Origin of the sequence: Streptomyces sp. CA-250714, from assembly GCF_050936705.1 — a bacterium.
Taxonomy (GTDB): Bacteria; Actinomycetota; Actinomycetes; order Streptomycetales; family Streptomycetaceae; genus Streptomyces.
The window spans coordinates 2,827,265-2,848,796 of record NZ_JBNJMI010000001.1; the positions used below are offsets into that span (position 1 = coordinate 2,827,265).

At 72.2% G+C, this 21,532-nt stretch carries 17 protein-coding genes; 8 read left to right on the forward strand and 9 right to left on the reverse strand.

The genetic code is table 11. From position 1 onward, the window contains the following. Positions 1 to 17: 17 nt before the first annotated feature. Positions 18 to 413, reverse strand: coding sequence for an MGMT family protein (locus tag ACQEU8_RS12450; protein WP_433099854.1), 396 nt, complete (start codon positions 411 to 413; stop codon positions 18 to 20). Between the two features lie 176 nt (positions 414 to 589). On the opposite strand from ACQEU8_RS12450, the gene ACQEU8_RS12455 reads away from it, so the two are divergent. Continuing rightward, complete coding sequence (locus tag ACQEU8_RS12455) at positions 590 to 3,634, forward strand: flippase-like domain-containing protein (protein WP_433099856.1); 3,045 nt, start codon at positions 590 to 592, stop codon at positions 3,632 to 3,634. A 134-nt stretch (positions 3,635 to 3,768) separates the two neighbouring features. Further along, a complete protein-coding gene (locus tag ACQEU8_RS12460; RefSeq protein ID WP_433099859.1) occupies positions 3,769 to 5,457 on the forward strand; it encodes an alpha/beta hydrolase in 1,689 nt (562 codons plus the stop codon). Between the two features lie 78 nt (positions 5,458 to 5,535). Here ACQEU8_RS12460 and moeZ read toward each other — a convergent pair whose 3' ends face one another. The 7 genes from moeZ to ACQEU8_RS12495 all read right to left on the reverse strand — a co-directional run bounded on the left by moeZ (position 5,536) and on the right by ACQEU8_RS12495 (position 14,920). Next, on the reverse strand, positions 5,536 to 6,714 hold the full coding sequence (gene moeZ, locus ACQEU8_RS12465) for an adenylyltransferase/sulfurtransferase MoeZ (protein WP_433099861.1): 1,179 nt from the start codon (positions 6,712 to 6,714) through the stop codon (positions 5,536 to 5,538). An 85-nt stretch (positions 6,715 to 6,799) separates the two neighbouring features. Continuing rightward, the gene (locus ACQEU8_RS12470; RefSeq protein ID WP_433099863.1) at positions 6,800 to 7,648 is read right to left on the reverse strand and encodes a spherulation-specific family 4 protein; all 849 of its coding nucleotides are present in this window, start codon (positions 7,646 to 7,648) and stop codon (positions 6,800 to 6,802) included. After that, positions 7,636 to 8,682, reverse strand: a complete 1,047-nt coding sequence (locus tag ACQEU8_RS12475; RefSeq protein ID WP_433099865.1) for an NAD-dependent epimerase/dehydratase family protein — start codon at positions 8,680 to 8,682, stop codon at positions 7,636 to 7,638. The genes ACQEU8_RS12470 and ACQEU8_RS12475 overlap by 13 nt, the downstream gene beginning before the upstream one ends. Before the next feature lie 181 nt (positions 8,683 to 8,863). Continuing rightward, positions 8,864 to 10,189, reverse strand: a complete 1,326-nt coding sequence (locus tag ACQEU8_RS12480) for a hypothetical protein (protein ID WP_433099867.1) — start codon at positions 10,187 to 10,189, stop codon at positions 8,864 to 8,866. Beyond that, complete coding sequence (locus ACQEU8_RS12485) at positions 10,186 to 12,156, reverse strand: DUF3492 domain-containing protein (RefSeq protein WP_433099869.1); 1,971 nt, start codon at positions 12,154 to 12,156, stop codon at positions 10,186 to 10,188. The genes ACQEU8_RS12480 and ACQEU8_RS12485 overlap by 4 nt, the downstream gene beginning before the upstream one ends. Positions 12,157 to 12,380: 224 nt before the next feature. Continuing rightward, positions 12,381 to 13,865, reverse strand: coding sequence for a DUF3152 domain-containing protein (locus ACQEU8_RS12490; RefSeq protein WP_433099871.1), 1,485 nt, complete (start codon positions 13,863 to 13,865; stop codon positions 12,381 to 12,383). Further along, a complete protein-coding gene (locus tag ACQEU8_RS12495; protein ID WP_433099873.1) occupies positions 13,865 to 14,920 on the reverse strand; it encodes an alpha/beta fold hydrolase in 1,056 nt (351 codons plus the stop codon). Before ACQEU8_RS12495 ends, ACQEU8_RS12490 begins: the two co-directional genes overlap by 1 nt. 231 nt (positions 14,921 to 15,151) lie before the next feature. Here ACQEU8_RS12495 and ACQEU8_RS12500 point away from each other — a divergent pair, with 231 nt between their 5' ends. From ACQEU8_RS12500 to ACQEU8_RS12515, 4 genes are all read left to right on the forward strand, one after another. Then, positions 15,152 to 15,403 carry a hypothetical protein gene (locus tag ACQEU8_RS12500; RefSeq protein ID WP_433099875.1) on the forward strand — a complete coding sequence of 84 codons (252 nt, stop codon included), beginning with the start codon at positions 15,152 to 15,154 and terminating at the stop codon, positions 15,401 to 15,403. A 228-nt stretch (positions 15,404 to 15,631) separates the two neighbouring features. Continuing rightward, positions 15,632 to 16,255, forward strand: coding sequence for a TetR/AcrR family transcriptional regulator (locus ACQEU8_RS12505; protein WP_209210737.1), 624 nt, complete (start codon positions 15,632 to 15,634; stop codon positions 16,253 to 16,255). 168 nt (positions 16,256 to 16,423) lie between these two features. Further along, positions 16,424 to 16,651: a DUF3107 domain-containing protein gene (locus ACQEU8_RS12510; RefSeq protein ID WP_209265775.1), complete on the forward strand. Its 228-nt coding sequence runs from the start codon at positions 16,424 to 16,426 to the stop codon at positions 16,649 to 16,651. Between the two features lie 227 nt (positions 16,652 to 16,878). After that, entirely contained in the window at positions 16,879 to 17,238 is a 360-nt protein-coding gene (locus ACQEU8_RS12515) for a hypothetical protein (protein ID WP_433099877.1), read from the forward strand. On the opposite strand, the gene ACQEU8_RS12520 is transcribed toward ACQEU8_RS12515, so the two are convergent. Continuing rightward, on the reverse strand, positions 17,189 to 17,983 hold the full coding sequence (locus ACQEU8_RS12520) for a ferritin-like fold-containing protein (protein WP_433099879.1): 795 nt from the start codon (positions 17,981 to 17,983) through the stop codon (positions 17,189 to 17,191). The two genes, ACQEU8_RS12515 and ACQEU8_RS12520, sit on opposite strands and share 50 nt — an antisense overlap. Positions 17,984 to 18,515: 532 nt before the next feature. Between ACQEU8_RS12520 and ACQEU8_RS12525 the strand changes: the two genes are divergently transcribed. After that, the gene (locus ACQEU8_RS12525) at positions 18,516 to 20,132 is read left to right on the forward strand and encodes a DEAD/DEAH box helicase (RefSeq protein ID WP_433099881.1); all 1,617 of its coding nucleotides are present in this window, start codon (positions 18,516 to 18,518) and stop codon (positions 20,130 to 20,132) included. Positions 20,133 to 20,635: 503 nt separating this feature from the next. Then, on the forward strand, positions 20,636 to 21,529 hold the full coding sequence (locus ACQEU8_RS12530) for an alpha/beta fold hydrolase (RefSeq protein WP_433099883.1): 894 nt from the start codon (positions 20,636 to 20,638) through the stop codon (positions 21,527 to 21,529). Positions 21,530 to 21,532: the final 3 nt, after the last annotated feature.

Below are 21,532 nucleotides of genomic sequence, written 5' to 3' on the forward strand. Positions count from 1 at the left end.
GGAGCCGTAGCGCAAGGTCACCCGGCCTTCCCGTCCCAGCGGGCCCGGCGTATGTCGATGCGCGGAATGTGCCCCTGGCGGCGGGACGCTGCGGTGGTCTCGCGCAGCGGGGTGCCCTCCGCGTGGTAATGCGCCAGCGCCTCGCGCTCCTGCCCCGGCAGTGGTACGCCGTCCGCACGCACCACCCGCCACCAGGGGACCGCGCCGCCGTACAGCGCCATCACCCGGCCCACCTGGCGGGGGCCGCCCTCCTCCAGCCACTCGGCGATGTCCCCGTAGGTCATCACCCGGCCGGCCGGGATCAGCTCGGCGACCTCCAGTACGCGCTCCGCGTAATCGGGCAGCACGGGCACGTCCGCCCCGGGCGGGGCAGGGCCGTCGGGCAACTCCTCGGCTCGGCGATCTCCAGGCATGCGGGCCATGGTGCCGCATGCCACCGACAGCGCGGCCGCGTTGTCCACGGACAGCCCCGAACTCTCGTCAACAGGCGGTCCCGGAAGACTGCCGATTCGTCCCTCACATCGCCGGAATGCACCCTCGTGGTCCCGTCGATCCTTTCCACATGCCACCATCTTCCGGGCGGTGACGAGTGATACGGGATCAGGACGAGACGGCAGCAGCAGGACAGCGGCACGGTGACAACCCCCGCAAGGAGGGCGCACCCGCCGCCGACAGCGCTGCCCGCCCTCCTGGGGACGCCGAGCAGGAAGCCGAGCGGGACGCCGCGCAGGAATCCGCCCGGAAGGCGTCCGGAGGAGCCTCGGCCGGGACCGACCCGGACGGGACCGACCCGGACGGGGAGAACCCGCGCGAGGAAGACCGCGAGGACGACACGGGCGACGGCGATCCGGCAAACCCCGGAGACCCGCGCGAGGAAGACCCGCCCGGCGAGCACTCAGGCGAGAACTCGAACAGAGGCGGCTCGGACGACGGGAACAGCTCAGACGACGGGAACAGCTCGGACGACGAGGCTAGCTCGGACGACGCGAACAGCTCGGACACACCGGGCCGGCGGACTCCCGACGAGCCGCCGGAGGGCGGCGCCGAGGGCGAACGTATCGAGATCGAGAGCGACGAACCACTGCTCTCCGCGCGCGTGCACCGCCCCTCCGATCTGCTGCGGATGGTGCTCGGACTGCTGGGCATCGCGCTGGTGCTCGTCATCGCCAACTTCGCGCACGGCACCACCGCCGGGCTCGAACAGGACATCGACAAGGGCACGGCGGAAGCCCCCGACCTGCTGATCAGTCTGACCGGACTGGCCTCCAGCATCGCGGTGCTGCTCGTCCCCGTCGCGTTCGCGATCGAACGGCTGATCAAACGGGACGGACTGCGGATCGCCGACGGCGTACTGGCCGCCGTCCTCGCGCACGGCGCCTCACTGGCTGTGGACCTGTGGGTCGCCCAGGCCGCGCCCGACTCGATCCGGGACGCGCTGACCAAGGCCATCACCCCGCAGGACGCCACCACCCCGGTGCACAGCTATCTGGCGCCCGTCATCGCCTATATGACGGCTGTCGGCATGGCACGCCGACCGCGCTGGCGGGTGGTGCTGTGGGGCGTGCTGCTGCTGAACGCGACCGCGGTGCTGGTGCCCGGGTACACGACGGCGTTCTCCATCGTCGTCACCGTCCTGATCGGGTGGACCGTCGCCTACGGCACGCTGTACGCGGTCGGCACCCCGAACGTCAGGCCGACCGGACAGACGCTGCTCGCGGGACTGCGCAGGGTCGGCTTCAAGCCGGTCAGCGCGCTACGGGTGGAGGACACCAGCGAGGCCGACAGGCGCGACCACAACGACCGGGGACGCCGCTACCGCGTCACCCTGGAGGACGGCCCTCCGCTCGATGTGACCGTGGTCGACCGTGAGCGGCAGGCACAAGGTTTCTTCTACCGCGTCTGGCGCAGGCTGGCACTGCGCGGCATCACCCAGCGGCGCAGTCTCCAGTCGCTGCGGCAGGCCCTGGAGCAGGAGGCGCTGCTCGCCTACGCGGCCATCTCCGCGGGCGCCAACGCACCACGACTGATCGCCACCTCGGAGCTCGGTCCGGACGCCGTGATGCTCGTCTACGAGCACATCGGGGGCCGCAGCCTGGACGCGCTGCCGGACGAGGAGATCACCGACGAACTGATGCGCACGACCTGGCAGCAGGTCAAGGCGCTCCAGTCGCGCCGTATCGCACACCGCAGGCTGGTGGGCGACGCGCTGCTGGTGGACCGTTCCGGCGCCGTCTACCTGACGGACCTGCGCGGCGGTGAGATCGCAGCAGGCGATCTCATCCTGCGGATGGACATCGCACAGCTGCTGACGACGCTGGGGCTGCGGGTGGGCGCCGAGCGCGCGGTGGCGACGGGCGTGGACGTGCTGGGCCCGGACGCCATCGCGGACAGCCTGCCGCTGCTGCAGCCCATCGCGCTCAGCCGCAGCACCCGTACCACACTGCGGCGCCTCGCCAAGGAGCGTGCACAGCGCGAGCGCGAGGCCGTCATCGAGGCGGCCCGTGCCCGCAGAAGCGCCAGAACCCGGGACGAGGCCGCGGAACAGGCGGCCGGAGGGCGCGCACACCGCAAGTCGCTGCGTGCGGAGAAGAACGCCGAGAAGAAGGCGATAGACGAGGCACTGGAGGAGGCCCGCGAGGAGGATCTGCTGGCACAGATCCGGCAGCAGGTGCTGCGGATCAGACCGCAGGCGCCCATAGAGCCCGCGCGGCTGGAGCGGATCAGACCGCGCACCCTGGTCAGCTTCATCGCGGGCACACTGGCCGCCTACTTCCTGCTCACCCAGCTGTCCCAGGTGCCGCTCGACAAGGTGCTCGGCGCGAACTGGGCCTGGGTCGGCGGCGCTGTGCTCTTCTCCGCACTGACCTATGTGTTCGCGGCGATGGCGCTGCTGGGCTTCGTCCCCGAGAAGGTCTCCTGGTGGCGCACTGTGCAGGCACAGGTGGCCGGCTCCTTCGTGAAACTCGTCGCCCCGGCGGCGGTCGGCGGTGTCGCGCTCAACGCCCGTTTCCTCCAGCGCGCCGGGGTACGGCCCGGGCACGCGGTGGCGAGTGTGGGCGCCTCCCAGCTGTTCGGGCTGGGCAGCCACATCACCCTGCTGATGCTGTTCGGCTACATCACGGGGACCGAGCACACGCCCACCCTCTCGCCGTCCCGGGCGGTCATCGCGGGGCTGCTGACAGCGGCCGTACTGGTGCTGATCGTCACAGCGGTGCCGGCGCTGCGCCGGTTCGTCTCGAACCGGGTGCGCTCGCTGTTCGCCGGTGTGGTGCCCCGGATGCTGGACGTGGTGCAGCGCCCGCAGAAGCTGCTCACCGGCGTGCTGGGGATGCTGCTGCTGACGCTGGCGTTCGTGATGTGCCTGGACGCGTGCGTACGCGCCTTCGGCCATGAGACGAGCTACGCGAACCTCGCCGTGGTCTTCCTGACGGCGAACGCGCTGGGCTCGGCGGCGCCCACCCCGGGCGGGCTGGGTGCCGTGGAGGCGGCGCTGATCGCCGCGCTGATCGCCTTCGGGGTGCCGAAGGAGGTCGCGACACCCGCGGTGCTGCTGTTCCGGCTGCTGACGCTCTGGCTGCCGGTGCTTCCCGGCTGGCTGTCCTTCACCCAGCTGACCCGTAAGGGCGCGCTCTAGCACCCCCCCGGGGTGCACCCCAGCAGACACGCCACCGGCCCGCCGCCGTACCACCCGTACGCACCACACAGCGCGCCGCGGGGCGGGGACCGTCCGCACGATGAACATCCCACTGTCTGTCGGGAGGACGTCCCATGCGCCATTCCCGCTCCCCGCGGCCGGGTGCCGCCCTCATAGCCGCGCTCATAGCCACCGCTGCCGTAGCCAGCGGCTGCGGCGACGGTGACTCGGACAGCACCAGGAAGGGCGAGGCCCGACCGGGCGGCGAGACTGGCTCACCCGCCTCCAAGAGCGCCCCCCACTCCCCCTCGGCGCCGCCCGACAGCTCCTCCCACAGCGCGTCCCGTGACCACACCCCCGCCCTCCCCGGCTCCCTCACCGGGCAGCAGCCGCACTGGTCGCCGTGCCCCGCACCGAATGCGGCGCAGGGCACCGACGCGGGCTCTCCCTCCCCGCTGCCGGGAGGCCGCCGCTGGGAGTGCGCGACGCTGCGGGTGCCGGTGGACTACAGCAAGCCCAAGGGCAGGACCCTGGGCATCGAGATGATCCGCGCCCGCGAACGCAAGGGCGGCGGCAAGCGCATCGGCTCACTGTTGTTCAACTTCGGCGGCCCCGGCGGCTCCGGGGTGGCCACCCTCCCGTCCTTCGCGGACGACTACGAGAAACTGCGCGGCCGCTACGACCTCGTCAGCTTCGACCCGCGCGGAGTGGGCCGCAGCGGGGGCGTCAGCTGTCTGAGCAACAAGCGGCTGGACGCCTACTTCGCCGCCGACTGGACGCCGGACACCGACGCGGAGGAGCACCGCCTCTTCGCCCGCCAGGGGTCCTTCTCGAAGGGCTGCGAGAAGCGGGCGGGCGCACTGCTGCCGCACCTGACGACCGAGAACACGGCCCGCGACATGGATCTGATGCGGCATGTGCTCGGCGACCGGAAGCTGCACTACTTCGGCATCTCCTACGGCACCGAGTTGGGCGGCGTCTACGCGCACCTGTACCCGCAGCAGGTGGGCCGGATCGTCTTCGACGCGGTGGTCGACCCGAGCACGACACCCGCGCAGGGCTCGCTCAAGCAGACCAGCGGCTTCCAGCTGGCGCTCGACAACTTTCTGAAGCACTGCACAGCGCGCGGCGAGGAGTGCCCGGTCGGCGAGGACCCGGAGGAGGGCAGGCAGCGCATCACCGACCTGCTGGCCGATCTGGACGCCGAACCGATGCCCACCGACAGCGGCCGCAAGCTGACCGAGGCACTCGCCGAGGGCGGCATCTCCCAGGCGCTGTACGCCAAGGAGACCTGGGAGCTGCTCACCCAAGGGCTGGAGGAGGCGCTGGTGGACAGCAACGGATCGACGCTGCTGCTGCTCGCCGACGCGCTCAACGGGCGCAACCAGGACGGCACCTACAGCACGCTCCAGTCCTCACTGACGGCCATCAGCTGCGCCGACAACAAGGAGCGCTACGGCATGCGGGCGGTCAAGGGCAAGCTGCCCGACTTCGCCGAGGCGTCCCCGGTCTTCGGGCCGATGTCCGCCTGGGGGCTGACCTCGTGCCACGACTGGCCGGTCCGCGGCAGGTGGACGACGCCCCCGGTACGGGCCACAGGCTCCGACCCGATCCTGCTGGTCGGCACGACAGGCGACCCTGCCACCCCGTACGCCGGGACGCGGGCGATGAAGAAGAAGCTCGGTGGCGACGTGGGGGTGGAGGTCACCTACAAGGGCGAGGGGCACGGCGCGTACGTCAGCCGTAACCCCTGTGTGCGCAAGACGGTCGACGGCTATCTGCTGCGCGGTCGGGTGCCACAGGACGGCACCGTCTGCCGCTGACCGGAGAGCGCGAAGGGCGGCACCGTCACATCCGGCAGTGCCACCCTTCGCTCCCGTTGAAGGCCGGGACGAGCGCGCTCAGTAGACCGGCTTTTCCGGCTCGATCTGGTTGACCCAGCCGATGACGCCGCCGCCGACGTGCACGGCGTCGGCGAATCCGGCGTTCTTCAGCACCGCCAGAACTTCCGCGGAGCGGACACCCGTCTTGCAGTGCAGGACGATCTTCTTGTCCTGCGGCAGGTCCTGGAGCGCGCTGCCCATCAGGAACTCGTTCTTGGGGATCAGCCGCGCGCCGGGGATCGAGACGATCTCGTACTCGTTCGGCTCGCGCACGTCGATGATGTCGACGTTCTCGCCGTCGTCGATCCACTCCTTGAGCTGCTTGGGAGTGATGGTGGAGCCCGCGGCGGCCTCCTGCGCCTCGTCGGAGACGACGCCGCAGAACGCCTCGTAGTCGATGAGCTCGGTGACCGTGGCGTTCGGGCCGCAGACCGCGCAGTCGGGGTCCTTGCGGACCTTGACCTGCCGATAGCTCATCTCCAGGGCGTCGTAGATCATCAGGCGGCCGACCAGCGGCTCACCGATGCCCGCCAGCAGCTTGATCGCCTCGTTGACCTGAATCGAGCCGATGGAGGCGCACAGCACGCCCAGTACGCCGCCCTCGGCGCAGCTCGGCACCATGCCGGGCGGCGGGGGCTCCGGGTACAGGCAGCGGTAGCACGGCCCGTGCTCGCTCCAGAACACGCTGGCCTGACCGTCGAAGCGGTAGATCGAGCCCCATACGTACGGCTTGTTCAGCAGCACGCAGGCGTCGTTGACCAGGTAGCGGGTGGCGAAGTTGTCCGTACCGTCCACGATCAGGTCGTACTGCGCGAACATCTCCATCACATTGGAGGAGTCGAGCCGCTCCTGGTGCAGATTGACCTGGGTGTACGGGTTGATCCCCAGCACCGTGTCCTTGGCCGACTCCGCCTTCGACCGGCCGATGTCCGACTGGCTGTGGATGATCTGCCGCTGCAGGTTGGACTCGTCGACCTCGTCGAACTCGACGATGCCGAGCGTCCCGACGCCGGCGGCCGCGAGATACATCAGGGCGGGCGAACCGAGGCCGCCCGCGCCCACACAGAGGACCTTCGCGTTCTTGAGCCGCTTCTGACCTTCCATCCCGACATCCGGGATGATCAGGTGACGTGAGTACCTGCGGACCTCGTCGACGGTGAGCTCGTCGGCTGGCTCGACCAGGGGTGGCAGTGACACGGAGACTCCGATGGTCGGTGGGACGTGCGGGAAGTCACCCGCCCGGGGGCGGGCTGTTCCTCTCGTAACACTGCCACGGGCTATCTCATTCCGAGACACCTGGTCCAAGGCACGAGACGATCTCGTCCCAGTAGCCGGGCAGCGCCGCCCACGGGTCCTGGCCCCTGTTCCGGGTCCGGTCCGTGAAGCAGACAGTGCCGGCGCCCTGCCAGCGGGCGATCCGCAGCGCCTCCTCCAGGTGCGTGTGCGGCAGCGAGTGCACCAGGTGGCAGAAGCGCGCGGCGGGATGGGCGGCCGTCCACTCCTCGGCCTGCGACCAGCGGTAGTCCGCCCAGCTTCCGGCGTAGGTCACCAGCTGGTCGGCGCACTCGAGGTACTCCGGGTGCGGATGCGTGCCGTGCGCCAGCACCAGGTGTCCACTGTGCACGTCTCCACCGGGCACATGCCCGCCGTTTCCTTCGCCGGCACCGCCGCACAGGGCGCGCAGGGTGGCGGTGAGGCGCTGGATCTGTCCCAGCCGTGCCGGGTCGCCGGGACAGTGCGCCAGATAGAAGCCGTCGACCCGGTACCAGTCGAGGAACCGGTGCGCCTCGGAGACCAGCTCACCGAACGTCCGCACACCGTCTCGCATGTCGAGACGCCCCAGCACAGTGACGCCCGCAGAACGCAGCGCGGCCGCCGCAGGTGCGCAGAACGGGTCGGGCCGTGTGCCCGGTCCATCCGAAATGTCCAGCACCACCCAGTGCAACGGCCCCGCGGCGCGGCCCGGTCCGGGGTGGGCGCCGAGGCCGGGCCGGGAGAGCTCCGCCCACTCCATGGGCGCCAGCATCGGGTGGGCGCAGCCCGGCACGCCGATCCCCAGCCGCTGTCTGACCGTCCCACTGCTGTCACCGGCCGGCCGGGTCCGGCCCGGAGGTGTCGTCAGATACGGCACGCCGCCTCCATCCAGATGTCGGCCAGGGACTCCTCCAGGCCGATCCGGGGCCGCCAGCCGAGCCGGTCGCGCGCTGTGCGGACGTCCGCCTGCTGCCAGGCCCCGCAGCCGTCGGGATACGGGAACGACGCGGGCTGCGGCTGCGGAGGGTGGGCCGGGGCTGTCTGTGTGCCGTGTGTCTGCGCGGGGATGACCGGGGTGTTGCCGCCCAGTCCGCCGACCACCCCGCCCGGGCCGGCGCCCCCGCCCGGGCCCTCCCCCGGCCCCTGACCTGCCGGACCGCCCCCCTGCTCGTGGACGGCCCCCGCATATCCGGCAACCCGGGCCAGCAGCGAGGCGGCGTCGCGCAGCCGCACCGCCCTCCCGGTGCCGATGTTGACGATGCCCTGCGCCGCCGACAGGGACGCGGCGTGCACGGCCCGCGCCACGTCCCGGACGTCCACGAAGTCGCGCTGCACGCCCAGCCCGCCCAGCTTCAGCTCACTGTCGCCCTGCTGCATCGCCCGCCGCATCGCCTCCGCGACCCGGCCCAGTGGCGAGCCCGCGGGGGTGCCGGGTCCGATCGGCGAGAAGACCCGCAGCACGACGGCGTCCAGCCCGGAGGCGAGTACCAGTTCGGTGCCGGCGAGCTTGCTCACGCCGTACGGCCCACCGGGGCGTGGCACCGCGTCCTCACTGGTGGAGGAGCCGACCTGGGAGGGCCCGTACTCGGCGGCGCACCCCATGTGCACCAGCCGGGCACCACAGCCACTGCGGCGCAGCGACTCGCAGACGGCCGCCGTGGACACCACGTTGTGCCGGATCAGTTCGCGCCCGTTGCCCCTGGTGGTCCCGGCGCAGTTGATGACGACGCCGGGATGGACGGCGTCCAGGAAGCGGGTGAGGGCGCCCGGGCTCCCGGTGGACAGGTCGAAGCGGACGTCCGCCTCGTCGCTCCTGCCGAGCGCGGTGAGCTGCACGGCGGGGTCGGCCAGCAGCCGGTCGGCGACGAAACGGCCCAGGTATCCGCTGGAGCCCAGCAGCAGCACTCTCATCGTGCGACCTCCACGGCCGAGAGGGGAGCCCGACGCCGTCGCACACCGGCGTGCGGTGGTCGTCCGGCGGTGCCACTGGGTGCCAACTGAGCGTGGATCATGGGGGCTTGCTCCTTGTCGGTGTCGCACGAGCGGGTCCATAAGCCCGTGCCGGAACGTGGGGTCGAGGGCGGCTCGGCGCTCATGCGGACACCGCCTCCCGGTGGTGTGCCGAGGCGCCGGCCAGCGCAGTGGTCGCGTACGCCAGCAGAAAGAGCGCCGCACAGCCGCAGGCGATCAGGGGGACGGCCGCCGCGCCCTGGTGCGCCACCAGCGCCTCCACAGGCCGGCTCAGCACCGTCAGGCCGGGCAGCCGCGCGGCCGGTACGCAGAGCAGCGCAGCGGCCTCCAGTGCGCCGGCCACGGCGAGCCCGGCCGAGGCCGCGTGCCGGAACCCGTGTGCGGCCAGCAGCAGGGCGAGGAACAGCAGCATGCCGAGGGCGCCCGCGCCCGGCACGGCGGAGCGCCATGCGCTGAGCGGTCCCTGCCCGCCGCCGGGGACCTCGGCGACGCCGGAAGCGCAGGACATCGCAAGAGGGCCGTCGACCAGCAGCCGGGCCGCCCACTGGAGCGCGGGAAGGCTCACCGCGACGGCGCACACGGCGAGCACCAGCAGGGGCCGCACTCCGGAGGCGAACTCCCCCAGGCTGCGACTGCCCGCCAGCCTGCGGCGCGCCACCAGGGCGAACCCGCGCGCACACCAGACGGCGGGCGCGACAGCCAGCGCGAGCCCCAACGGGACAGCAGGCGAGGGGACCCGGGGAGCGCCGCCCAGGGACTCGGGCCCGCCGCCCAGCAGTTGCTCCAGCAGCCAGTCTCCGTACAGCAGATACGCGGTGAGCCAACAGGCGCACAGAAACAGCGCACTGGGAAACGCGGACGTGCCGGCAGAACGCGGGACGCGGGGGACGACACGTACGGCCACGATGACGCTGCTCAGCACAGCAGCCGCGCCCAGTGCGCACAGGCCGGCCCGCACAGCTGCCGGGCCGCCGTCCAGCAGGGCGAGCCAGGCGAGCGTGCCGGCGCACAGCAGGCCGGGCAGCAGCGGGAGGGCGAACGGCGCACACCAGGCGGGCAGCCGCCATCCCGCGGTCCTCCGCGTGCTCCGGGTGTCATGGGCGCTCTTGGTGCTCCCGGCCTCCGGTGCGCAGAGGCACTGTCCGGGCGGGCAGTCGGCGTGCGGGCTGCTTCCCGTGTGGGTGACGCCTGTCGGGCAAACGCCATGTTCTGCGGGCGGGGCGCTGCCCGCTGGGGTGCTGCCTTTCGGGTACGGGGCGCGCGCGTACAGCTCTTCGGCGAGGGAGAAGACGTCACGGTGACGGCACCGGGCGGCTGTCCGGTCCGTGATGCCGCTGGCCTCCAGGCCGGCGGCGATCTCCAGCGGGTCGACGGCGCGCTCGCACAACGCGCGGTGCTGGTGCAGCAGTACGCGTACCGGGTCACCGGGTGCCGGATGTCTCGTCACGGCGCTGTCGCCTCCCCCGGCTCGGCACCGACGGCGGCCCGTTCCGGCCGCGCCCAGCTCGGCACGTACGCGGGTCCGCCCTGCGCCACCCGCGGCCCGCCGGGGCGCCGGCCGGAACGGCCGCTCGTACGGCGCCCCTCCGTCCAGCGGCCCGGCAGATGGGATTCAGCGGGGCGTGCGAAAGGGCGCACCCCGTCCTCCCCCATGGCCTCCTCGGCAGCGGTCTCCTCCCGGGCAACCGGGTGGCGCGACATCAGCTCCAGGTAGATGCCGCCGAACGCCTCGACGTTCTGCCGCACCGTGAACAGCTCCAGCGCCCGCGCACGCGCGGCGGCGCCCAGCCGAGCGGCGCGCGCCGGGTCGCGCAGCAGCGCCGTACAGGCGTCAGCCAGCGCACGCGGATCACGCGGCGGGACGAGGAGGCCGGTGCCGCCGACCACCTCCAGGGCCGCCCCGACATCGGTGGAGACCGTGGCCCGGCCGCAGAACATCGCCTCCACCAGCGCCACCGGGAAGCCCTCCACCACGCTGGAGAGCACCACGACCCTGCCCAGCGCATAGGCGTCCGCGAGGGTCGGCACGGCGGAGCTGCCCAACTCCTCGAAGCTGACTGGACTCTCCCCCTCCGGCGTCTCCGGGAAGAGCCACGCGGCAAGCGCCCGGCAGTGCGCCAGATAGGCACCGTCGCGCTCCCCGGCCCCGTCCGCGCTCCCGCATGCCCCTCCCGTAAGCGCAACCGACCCTTCCGCGCCCCCACCGGAAACACCATCCGCGCTCCCACCGGAGACACCGTCCGCACGCCCGCCCGGAGCGTCCGTACGCCCGCCCGGCCCGCCCGTCTCGACGATGCGCAGCCGCGCCGTCGGCACCACCTCGTGCACCCTGGCGAAGGCGTGCAGCAGTGTGCCCAGATCTTTGACCGGGCTGCTCGCGCCCACCCACACCAGCGTGGCGGCACCGGCGGGGCGTGCGCCGTCGGTCGGCGGCAGATGTGCGGCCTGCTCCCCCACGGCGTCGAAGGGCGCGGCGTCCATGCCCGGGTAGACGGTGCGCAGCCGCTCGCTGTCGGCGCCGCACCGCTCCTGCCAGCGCCGCGCGTGTGCGTTCCCCGGGGTGATCAACTGAGCCTGTGTGTACGCCTCGCGGGCGAGCCGCCGCTGGAAGGAGGCCAGCAGCGCGCGTACGGGGGCGCCCGCGACTCCGCGCGCGACGGCGCCGGCGGCACTGGTCAGATAGTGCTCGCGCAGCCGGACGCCGTACTCGGTGATCAGCAGCGGCACCCCGAACGCCCGCTTGGCAAGCAGCCCCGGCAGCGCGGCGGGTCCGGCTCCGACGGCGTGGCACAGATCGGCGGCCGAAAGCCCCGGGTCCTCGCCCCGCTGCCCGTACCAGTCCAGCGAGAGGGGGCGCAGGGCACGCTCCAGGCGTTCGGTGACGGCGAGCAGATCGGGCACCTGAGCCGCGTGCGCGGCGGGGAGCGCGCCGGGCGCACGACAGGCGGACTCCAGGATGCGCACGGCGCTCTCGGAGCGCAGCGCGGTGGCCAGCCCGCCCCGCTCGGCGGCCAGTTCCGCGAGCCCGTACAGACCTGCGGCGAAACGGTCCGCCTGCCCGTCGGAGGGGCTGCCGCCGCCCGAGGGACCGTCCGTGTCGAGGCCGCAGATTGCCTCGGCGAGCGCCGCGAAGTGCTCGCGGAAGCGGCGCTTCTCCCGCCGTCCGTAGGAGCCGCACGCGAGCCCGCGTGCGCCCCCCGTGGCGGGCCCGGGGCCCCACAGCGGTGCGGTGCGCACCCGGGCGACGTTGGGGGGCAGCTCGCACCAGCCGCTCTCCTCCTGGCGTGCGCTGCGGCTGAGGGCGTACACCGCGAACTCGTGGCCGTCCAGGCCGCGCAGCAGGCGGTCGCACCACAGCGCGGACTCACCCCTCACATAGGGGTAACCACCCTCCGTAAGCAGTGCGATGCGCACGTGCGCACCCCCGATCACTCTCGTGGCGTGCCGCGCGCCGGACGCGGCTCAGCGCGTGGCGCAGCGGCGGAACGTTGAAGACGCAGCAGACGGTATGCATGCGCCCCCACCGCGTGCTGGACGGTTGTCCGTCACGCCACCAGAAGGGGTGAACACCCGTGACTTTCGAGCGAGTCGCGCGTTCGCGCACTTTTCAACTCGGCAAACGGCCGGTGAAGAGAACGCTAACCGCGCGGGAACGGCCAGGCGTTGATGCGGCAGGTCCTGCCGTCCGTGGTGAGATGCTTGGTCTGCTGCAGCATCACCGGCGCGAGCTTGCCGTCCGCGGGGCAGCCCACATGGTCGTGGCCGAGCCGATGACCGACCTCATGGTTGACGAGCATCTGCCGGTAGGCATGCATCTGACCGGGGCCGTACGTCGCGGCGCCACGCGCCCACCGCCACGCGTTGATCATGATGCGCTCGGTGGCGGCCGAGTCGCAGGAGACCTTGTCCTCACTGGTGTCCAGCCCTGACTTGGCGCACCACACGTCAGTGGTGCCGGGGCTGGCCAGCGTGATGACGAATTCGGCCTTCCCGGAGGAGACCCGCTCGAAGCTGCGCTTGCCGTCGTGTGCCCAACTGCGCTTGTCGTTGAGCGTCTTGTGCACCGCCTGTGCGAACAGCTTGCCGTCCAGCGGCAGTCCGTTCTCGATGTCGACGCGGTAGCGCACCGCCTTGCCCTTGGCCGGCCCCTTCTCGTGCCCGGGCACGGGTGTGAACTTGCCCGAGCCCTTCAGATCGTCGGCCAGCGGGTACTGCCGCGCCATCTTCGCGTCGTACGAGGCGGGCTCGCCGCCCGGTGTGGGGCGCGTGCCACGGTCGGCACGCTCGGGGGCGGAGGGGACGTCGACGTCTTCCGGGGTGCGCTCGCCGGTCTTCAGCCCCCGGTCGGACTCCCCGGAACTGTGCTCCCCACCCGTCACCTGGGCGGCGGCGACGAAGGCCAGCACGGTGGTGATGGCCGCGGCGACGACCCCGGCGCCGGTACGGGCACGACTGCCCTGCTTCCGCGGCTCCGGGCCCGGCTCGGGGGACGTCTGCGGCACACCGGCAGGGGGGCCGCCGACGGCGCCGTCCTGGCGCTCTCCCGTCCCGTCCTGGACACCGGGCCCGGGCTCTGTCGGCGCGGCAACAGCCGGGTGAGCGGCCGCCGCTGGATTCCGGCCGTGCGGTACGGCGCCGGGGGCGCCGGCCGCGAAGACGTCGTCGTCGAAGGCGTCCAGATAGTCCTGGCGCGGCCCACCCGGCCGCCGCCGCTGGCCCGGCACTTGGCCGTAACCCTGGTCCTGGCCCGGCGCGTACCCCTGCGCGGGCCCGTGTCCGGCGGGGTGACCGTGGGGGCCGCGCGTTGGGCGGCCCTCCGCCTGCTGCGGGTGGCCGCCGCGGGCGGGCTGCTCGTCGGTGAACACCGGCACGCCGTGCGCGGGGGTGCCCTGCGGTGCGGGACGCCCCGGGTGCTGGCCGTGCCCCGGAGCCGCGGGTGATGGGGCGGCGGGGCTGCCGGGCGCGGGAACGCCGTACTCCCGTACGCCGGCACCGCCGTGCTCGCCGGGAGCGCCGGCCGGGCGGGCTCGGGCGGCTGCGGCGGGGCCGGGATGTTCGGGTATCGGGGGGCGTTCCTCTCTGCGCCCGAGACCGGCCTTGCCCTTGCGGCTATGGCGTCCCACTAGTCACCTTCCGGGGTTACCGGGGCCTGTGTGACGGCACCGGCCGAGGAGTTGTTCAGCCGCTGTATCGCCGTGGCCGTGTCGTCGATCAGCTCGCGAACGGCAGCCGCGACGATCTCCGGATACTCCATCATGGCGACGTGACCCGCGTCCGGCAGCGCGAGCAGCCGGGAGTCACGGAAGGCGGCCGAGGCACGCCGCGCCATGCGGAAGGCGACCAGCTGGTCGCGCCCACCGTAGACCAGAAGCGTGGGTGCCAACACCCGCTCGGCCTGCCGCCACAGCGCGTGCTGCCCGCCCAGGGTGTAGGCGTCGACGATGCCCCGCGTCGAGCGGACCATGGCGTCCCAGAAATACGGCAGCTTCTCCCTGCGCGCGTACTCCTCGGCGGCGACCGCGAAGTCCTCGGGCGAGACCCGCGCGGGGTCGCCGTAGCAGAGCCCGAGCACACCGCCCGTGCGCCGCTCCGGGGGCCAGTCCCGGGTCAGCCGGCCGAACAGTGCGGCGACTCCGGGCACCGCCAGCATGGCCGTCGGCCAGGCAGTGCGCTGCGGAGGGATCTCCGGCAGCGCGGGCGAGACGAGCGTCAGCGTCCGGACGAGGTCGGGCCGTACAGCAGCCACCCGGGTCGTCACCGCGCCGCCCAGGGAGTTGCCCAGCAGATGCACGGGCGCGTGGCCGCAGGAGTCCAGATAACGGATGACAGCACGGGCATGCCCGGAGACCGAGTAGTCGCCACTGTCGGGCGGCGGGGAGTCACCGAAGCCCGGCAGATCGAGGGCCTCACCGCGCACATCGGGAGCCAGCTCACGCATCAGCGCTGACCAGTTGAGGGAAGAGCCCCCCAGCCCGTGCACATAAAGCGCGGCCGGGCGGGTGTCGCCGGCCGCGTCCGCGCCGTCCTCGCGCCGCCCTCGTACGGCGAGCGTCAGCCCGGGCAACGAGACCGTCCGCAACGTCTCCTGCTGCCCCACGCGGGACCGCGTGAGCGAGGGCGACGACACAGCAGTACGGGCCGCGGAGGCGGGGGCTCCCGGCTGCTCGGTTGACGACATGGAGCAATGTTACGAGACGATCACGCGGGCCCTCACGTGTTCACCGTCACATGAAGAAGCACACTGGTGTACAGGAGAGGCACGGGCTTCCGCCTGTCGCAACAGTCGCCGGGAAGTATCGGAGTATGCAGTCAGAGAGCGGGAGGCATGCGGCGTGCGCCCCCGGTGACCCGCTCGTAGTCTCGTAAGTAGGGCCCGCATGGTCGGGTCCCGCCTGGAAAGGGGAGCGGCATGTCTGTCGATCCGACCGATCCGGAAACCATCGACCCCTATGACGCCTACGACGCCTATGACTCCTACGAGGAAGAACCGGAGGGGGCCGAGGCACCTGAGGCCCCCGAGGCGGACGCGGCGGAGCAGCAGGCCGACCTGCTGGTGCAACGCGACGACCCGCTGACCGGGCGCAGCTACCACGAGGTCGATCCGGCCGACGCGGCGGAGCAGGCCCGCGTGGTGGAGATGGAAGAGGACGAGTACCGATAGCGCGCACCGCACAGTGCCGATGACGCGTACCGACAGCACGCGCGCCAGACTGCGCGTACCGATAACTGGACGAGTGCCGCCAAAGCGCCCGTCGGACCGGGACGCCGGAGGCAGCAGACCCGGACACCGGAGCGAAATTTCGTCGGCCGGGAAGCTACCACCCCCGTTACCGAAAAGTACGATGGCGGCGCAGCGCAGCTCGCGCTCAGGAACATTCAGGGAGGCGGCGTGACAGCCATCGAGCAGACCGAGGCGCGCCCGCGTGGCACGCGTCTGCCCCGCCGGGCACGGCGTAACCAACTGCTGGGCGCGGCTCAGGAGGTCTTCGTCGCGCAGGGCTACCATGCGGCGGCCATGGACGACATCGCCGACCGTGCCGGAGTCAGCAAGCCGGTGCTCTACCAGCACTTTCCGGGAAAGCTCGAGCTGTACCTCGCGCTCTTGGACCAGCACTGCGAGGCGCTGCTCCAGGCCGTGCGCACGGCTCTGGAGTCCACCACGGACAACAAGCAGCGGGTGGCGGCGACCATGGACGCCTACTTCGCCTTCGTGGAGAACGAGGGCGGCGCCTTCCGGCTGGTCTTCGAGTCCGACCTGACCAACGAGCCCGCGGTGCGCGAGCGCGTGGACAAGGTGAGCCTGGACTGCGCCGAGGCCGTCAGCGAGGTCATCTCCGAGGACACCAAGCTGCCCGCTGAGCAGTCGATGCTGCTGGCGGTGGGGCTGTGCGGAATGGCGCAGATCACCGCGCGGTACTGGCTGGGAGCGGGTCAGCAGATTCCGCGTGACGCGGCGGCCAAGCTGATCTCCTCGCTCTCCTGGCGCGGTATCGCCGGGTTCCCGATGCAGTAGGGACACGGTGCCGCAGTGCACAGGGGCGCGGTTGTTCGCTGCTGGCGTGCGACCGCGCCCCCTTTGCGTCCCTGCTGAGAGCTAGGGTTGCTCCGTACGGCGCGGCTGGCCGCGCATCGCATCCCGGGCATCGCCACGGGATACCAGGACCGTCGGAGGGACATAGCCGTGGAGGTCAAGATCGGCGTGCAGCACGCGCCTCGCGAGATCGTCATGGAGAGCAAGCAGACTCCTGACGAGGTCGAGAGCACGGTGGCGGCGGCACTGGAGAAGGGCTCCGGGCTGCTCAGCCTCATGGACGAGCACGGCCGGAAGATCCTGGTCCCGTCGGACCGCATCGCCTACGTCGAGATCGGTGAGGCATCGGGCCGCAGGGTGGGCTTCGGCGCGATCTGACCGGGCGGCGCCAACCGGGCGCACGCACGAGACGCACGCGCGCGTGAGACGCACGCACGAAAACGCACAGGTGTACGCAGGTGACAGCGTCGGCGTACATGGCAAACGGCGGCCGCGGGATTCCTCCCGCGGCCGCCGTTTCAGCCTCCGTACCCGAGGGGAGGACGGGAACGACCGCGAACCACCTGATCGCGGTTCCGCACCCGGCCCCACCCGAGGAGGTCCTCATGATCTGGGAGGCTCTCGGCTCCGCAGCCCTCGGACTCGCGCTCGCGCTCGCCGCGACCAGGCGATTCCCCGAGCGGCTCCCCGACCGGCGGCTGGTGCTGGCGACGGGCCCCGTCGCCGCTGTCGCCGGCGGTCTCATCAGCCACACCGTGCTCGGCCCCGGCCACTCGCCGGCGATCTGGTGTGTCGCTCTGGGCTTCAGCGCGGCCCTGCTCTCCCTGCTGCTGCGGGACGAGTCGGCGGGACGCCGGCAGTGGCGCCAGGACGCGCTGCCCAGCGCCCCGGCGCCCGCCGCCGCGAGCGCCGGCTTCAGGCAGCAAGCCCCAGGGCGGCCATCCGCTTCGTATGGGCCTCGGTGATCCGGGAGAACATCTTGCCGACCTCCGCGAGGTCGAAGCCGTCGGCCACCCCGCCGACCAGCATCGTCGAGAGCGAGTCCCGGTCGGCGACCACCCGCTGGGCCTGGGAGAGCGCCTCACCCATCAGCCGCCGCGCCCACAGGGCCAGCCGCCCGCCCACCCGCGGGTCGGCCTCGATGGCGGCCCGGACCTTCTCCACGGCGAAGCTGGAGTGCCCGGTGTCGTCCAGCACACTCAGCACCAGCGCGCGGGTGTCGGCGTCGAGCCTCGTGGCGACCTCGCGGTAGAAGTCGGAGGCGATGGAGTCCCCGACGTACGCCTTGATCAGCCCCTCCAGCCAGTCGGACGGTGCGGTGAGGCGGTGGAACTCGTCCAGCGCGGCGGCGAACGGCTCCATGGCGGCCGTGGGCTCCTCGTCGATCAGGGCCAGCCGTTCGCGCAGCTTCTCGAAGTGGTGGAACTCGGCGGACGCCATCGAGGCCAGTTCGGCCTTGTCCGCGAGGGAGGGCGCCAGCTTGGCGTCCTCGGCGAGCCGCTCGAAGGCCGCCAGCTCGCCGTAGGCCAGCGCTCCCAGCAGATCGACGACCGCGGCACGGTAGGTTGGGTCCGCCGATGCCTGCTCCCAGCTCTGGGTGGCGATCGAGGTGGCGGGGGCGGACTCGGATTCGGCGGACCCGTTGTCGGCGGAAGCGGACCCGTTGTCGGCGGAACCTGCTTCGGCGGCGGTCTTGTCAGGCGTCTCCATACCTCGCACGATAGCCCGCAACCGCAGGTCGGGAAGGACCCCTCCGGCCCTCATCGGCCTCACGAGGGCTCAGGTGAGCTCGTACACAACGATTGCCCCGGTACAGATGCGCGGATCCGGGGTACAGTGATATTGAGTCCACCGGATGGCGTGGACTCGCTGCATGCATGAAATGCGGATGCCCGGTCGGTGGCCCGATCGGCTCCGACCCGACAGCCTTCCGCCGGCCCGCGCTCCCCGCGCGGACCGCGCCGAGAGGGACCGCTCGCGCAAGTGAGGCGCTTGAGCGGGAGACAGTGGTCCCGCAACCGCTAGGCGGGCCGCAACGACGGCCGCCTGGTCGCGGTAGATCCTCTCCTCGCTCCGTCGGCCCGCCCAGAAGCTGGGTCGGCCGGACGCCGTAGCCGCATTCGCGCGTCACACAGAAGAGGCAAGCATCCTGTCCACTACGTTCAGAGATCTCGGGATTCTCCCCGAGACCGCCGAGGCCCTCGAAGCCGTCGGCATCACATCCCCCTTCCCGATCCAGGAGATGACGCTCCCGGTCGCCCTCGCCGGCACCGATGTCATCGGCCAGGCGAAGACCGGCACCGGCAAGACGCTCGGTTTCGGACTGCCGCTGCTGGAGTCGGTCACCGTCCCCGCCGATGTCGAGCTGGGCCGCGCCAAGCCCGAGGAGCTCTCCGAGGCCCCGCAGGCGCTCGTCGTCGTCCCCACCCGTGAGCTGTGCCAGCAGGTCACCAACGATCTGCTCACCGCGGGCAAGGTGCGTAACGTCCGGGTCCTCTCGATCTACGGCGGCCGTGCCTACGAGCCCCAGGTCGAGGCCCTGAAGAAGGGTGTCGACGTGGTCGTCGGCACACCCGGGCGGCTGCTGGACCTGGCGGGCCAGAAGAAGCTGCGGCTGTCCGAGATCAGGACGCTCGTCCTGGACGAGGCCGACGAGATGCTCGACCTGGGCTTCCTCCCCGACGTCGAGAAGATCATCGAGATGCTGCCGGCCCGGCGCCAGACGATGCTCTTCTCCGCGACCATGCCCGGCCAGGTCATCTCGCTGGCCCGCCGCTATATGAGCCAGCCCACGCACATCCGCGCCACCGCGCCGGACGACGAGGGCCAGACGGTGGCGAACACCACACAGCACGTCTTCCGGGCCCACTCGATGGACAAGCCGGAGATGGTCGCGCGGATGCTGCAGGCCGAGGGCCGTGGCCTGGCGATGGTCTTCTGCCGTACGAAGCGCACGGCGGCAGACGTCGCCGAGCAGCTGTCGCGGCGCGGCTTCGCGGCCGGCGCGGTCCATGGCGACCTGGGCCAGGGGGCGCGCGAGCAGGCGCTGCGCGCGTTCCGCAACGGCAAGGTCGACGTGCTGGTGTGCACGGACGTGGCAGCGCGCGGTATCGACGTGGACAACGTCACCCACGTGATCAATTACCAGACGCCCGAGGACGAGAAGACCTATCTGCACCGCATCGGCCGCACCGGCCGGGCGGGCAACTCCGGCATCGCCGTCACGCTGGTCGACTGGGACGACATCCCGCGCTGGCAGCTGATCAACAAGGCGCTGGACCTGGACTTCAACGACCCGGAGGAGACCTACTCCACCTCGCCGCACCTGTACGAGGCGCTGAAGATCCCCAAGGAGGCCAAGGGCATCCTGCCGCGTGCCGAGCGCACCCGCGCCGGGCTCGCGGCCGAGGAGATCGAGGACCTGGGCGAGCCCGGCGGCCGGTCGCACGGGAAGTCCGGCAAGGCCGGCAAGTCCGCGTCGTCCACCGAGGGCACACGCCCGGCGCGCAAGCCGCGCCAGCGGCGGCGCACGCGGGGGGCGCTGCGCGCCGGTGAGGCCGATGCCGCCGCGACGGCGGACAGCGCGGAGCAGGCCGTCGCCACCGCCGAGGGCGCCCCGAGCGTCGAGGCGGGCGAGGGTGGCGCTGCCGCCCGCAAGCCGCGCCGCCGCCGGCGCACCCGCGCCGGAGCGGCTGCCTCCGAGGGCGGGGCACAGACCTCCGCGGCCGGAGAGAGCGGCGAGGTCCAGACCGCGGTCGCCACGGAAGAGGCTCCGCGCAAGCCCCGCCGCCGCAGGACCCGCTCCAGCAGCGCGAGCAGCCGCACCGCCAGCACGGCCCAGCAGTCCGCCGAGGGCTGATCCGCCAACCCGCACGGCCCGGCACCCCACGAGGGATGCCGGGCCGTTCGCTGTCCGGCGGGCGCCTCAGCAGCCGACGCCGGGCCACGGACCGCGCGAACGGCTGCGGGCCCCTGGCCCTGCGCCGCGCCGGGCCCCGTTCAGGACCAGGGCCGAGCACCGCTCCACACCGCAGCGGACGGCAACCGGTCGGGGCTGGCTGTGCACACCGGTGACTGCTCCAGCACCGCCTACGCCCACAGCCGGGCACCGCTTGAGACCGCAGCGGACAGGCAGCCGCTCGGGACCAGCGGCGCGCACCGGTGACTGCCCCGGCCCACCCAAAACCACAAGCCGAGCGCCACACAAGACCGCAGTCGGGCGCCGCGCCAGATCGCAGCGGGCGGCCACCGGTCGGGGTCGGCTGCGCCCGCCTACGGCTGCTGCCGCTGTCCGTAACCAGCGAAGTCGGGGGCACTCGGGCCGATTGCGGGGGGCCGGGTGGCAACCGGTAGCGTCCTGGCATGAGTAAGCCGCCGTTTCTCGCGCTGCCTGCGGGTGTGCGTGCGTACCGTATGGCCACTGCGCGCGGGGAGTTCGCCGTGCATGACACAGGGGATACGGCCGGTGCCGGGGGGACCGTGTTGCTGCTGCCAGGGTTCACCGGCAGCAAGGAGGACTTCATCGGGCTGCTGGAACCGCTGGCGCGGGCGGGCTTCCGGGCTGTGGCGGTGGACGGGCGGGGGCAGTTCGAGACCGGCGGGCCGCCTGACGAGGCCGCCTACGCGCAGGCAGAGCTCGCCCGGGACGTGCACGCCATCGCGGCCGTGCTCGAACTCGAGCGACCCGGCACTGTGCATCTGCTGGGCCACTCGCTGGGCGGCCTGGTCGCACGTGCGGCCGTACTGCTGGATGCCGCGCCGTTCGCCTCGCTGACGCTGCTGAGCAGCGGACCGGCGGCTGTCTCGCCCTCCCAGCAGGAGCGCGTCAGACTGCTGCTGGGCGCGATGGAGACCATGAGCATGGCGGCGATCTGGGAAATCATGCAGCAGCTCGACCAGTCGGTCGGTTCGGCCGGTGAGGCGCCGTACTCACGGCAGGAGGTGGAGGAGGCGTCCGTGGCGATGGAGGAGTTCCTTCGCCGCCGCTGGCTCGCCAACGTACCCGAGCAACTGGCCGCGACGGGGCGGCTGTTGCTCGATGAGCCGGACCGAGTGGGCGAACTGGCCGCGCTCGGGCTTCCGTTCCACGTCGTCTCCGGCGCGGAGGACGACGCCTGGCCGGTGCCGCTGCTGGACGGGATGGCCGAGCGGCTCGGCGCCCGCCGTACGGTCGTCGCCGGTACGGGCCACTCCCCCAACGCCGAGCAGCCGGCGCAGACCGCGCGGGCGCTCGTGGACTTCTGGCTCAGCCTCTGACCT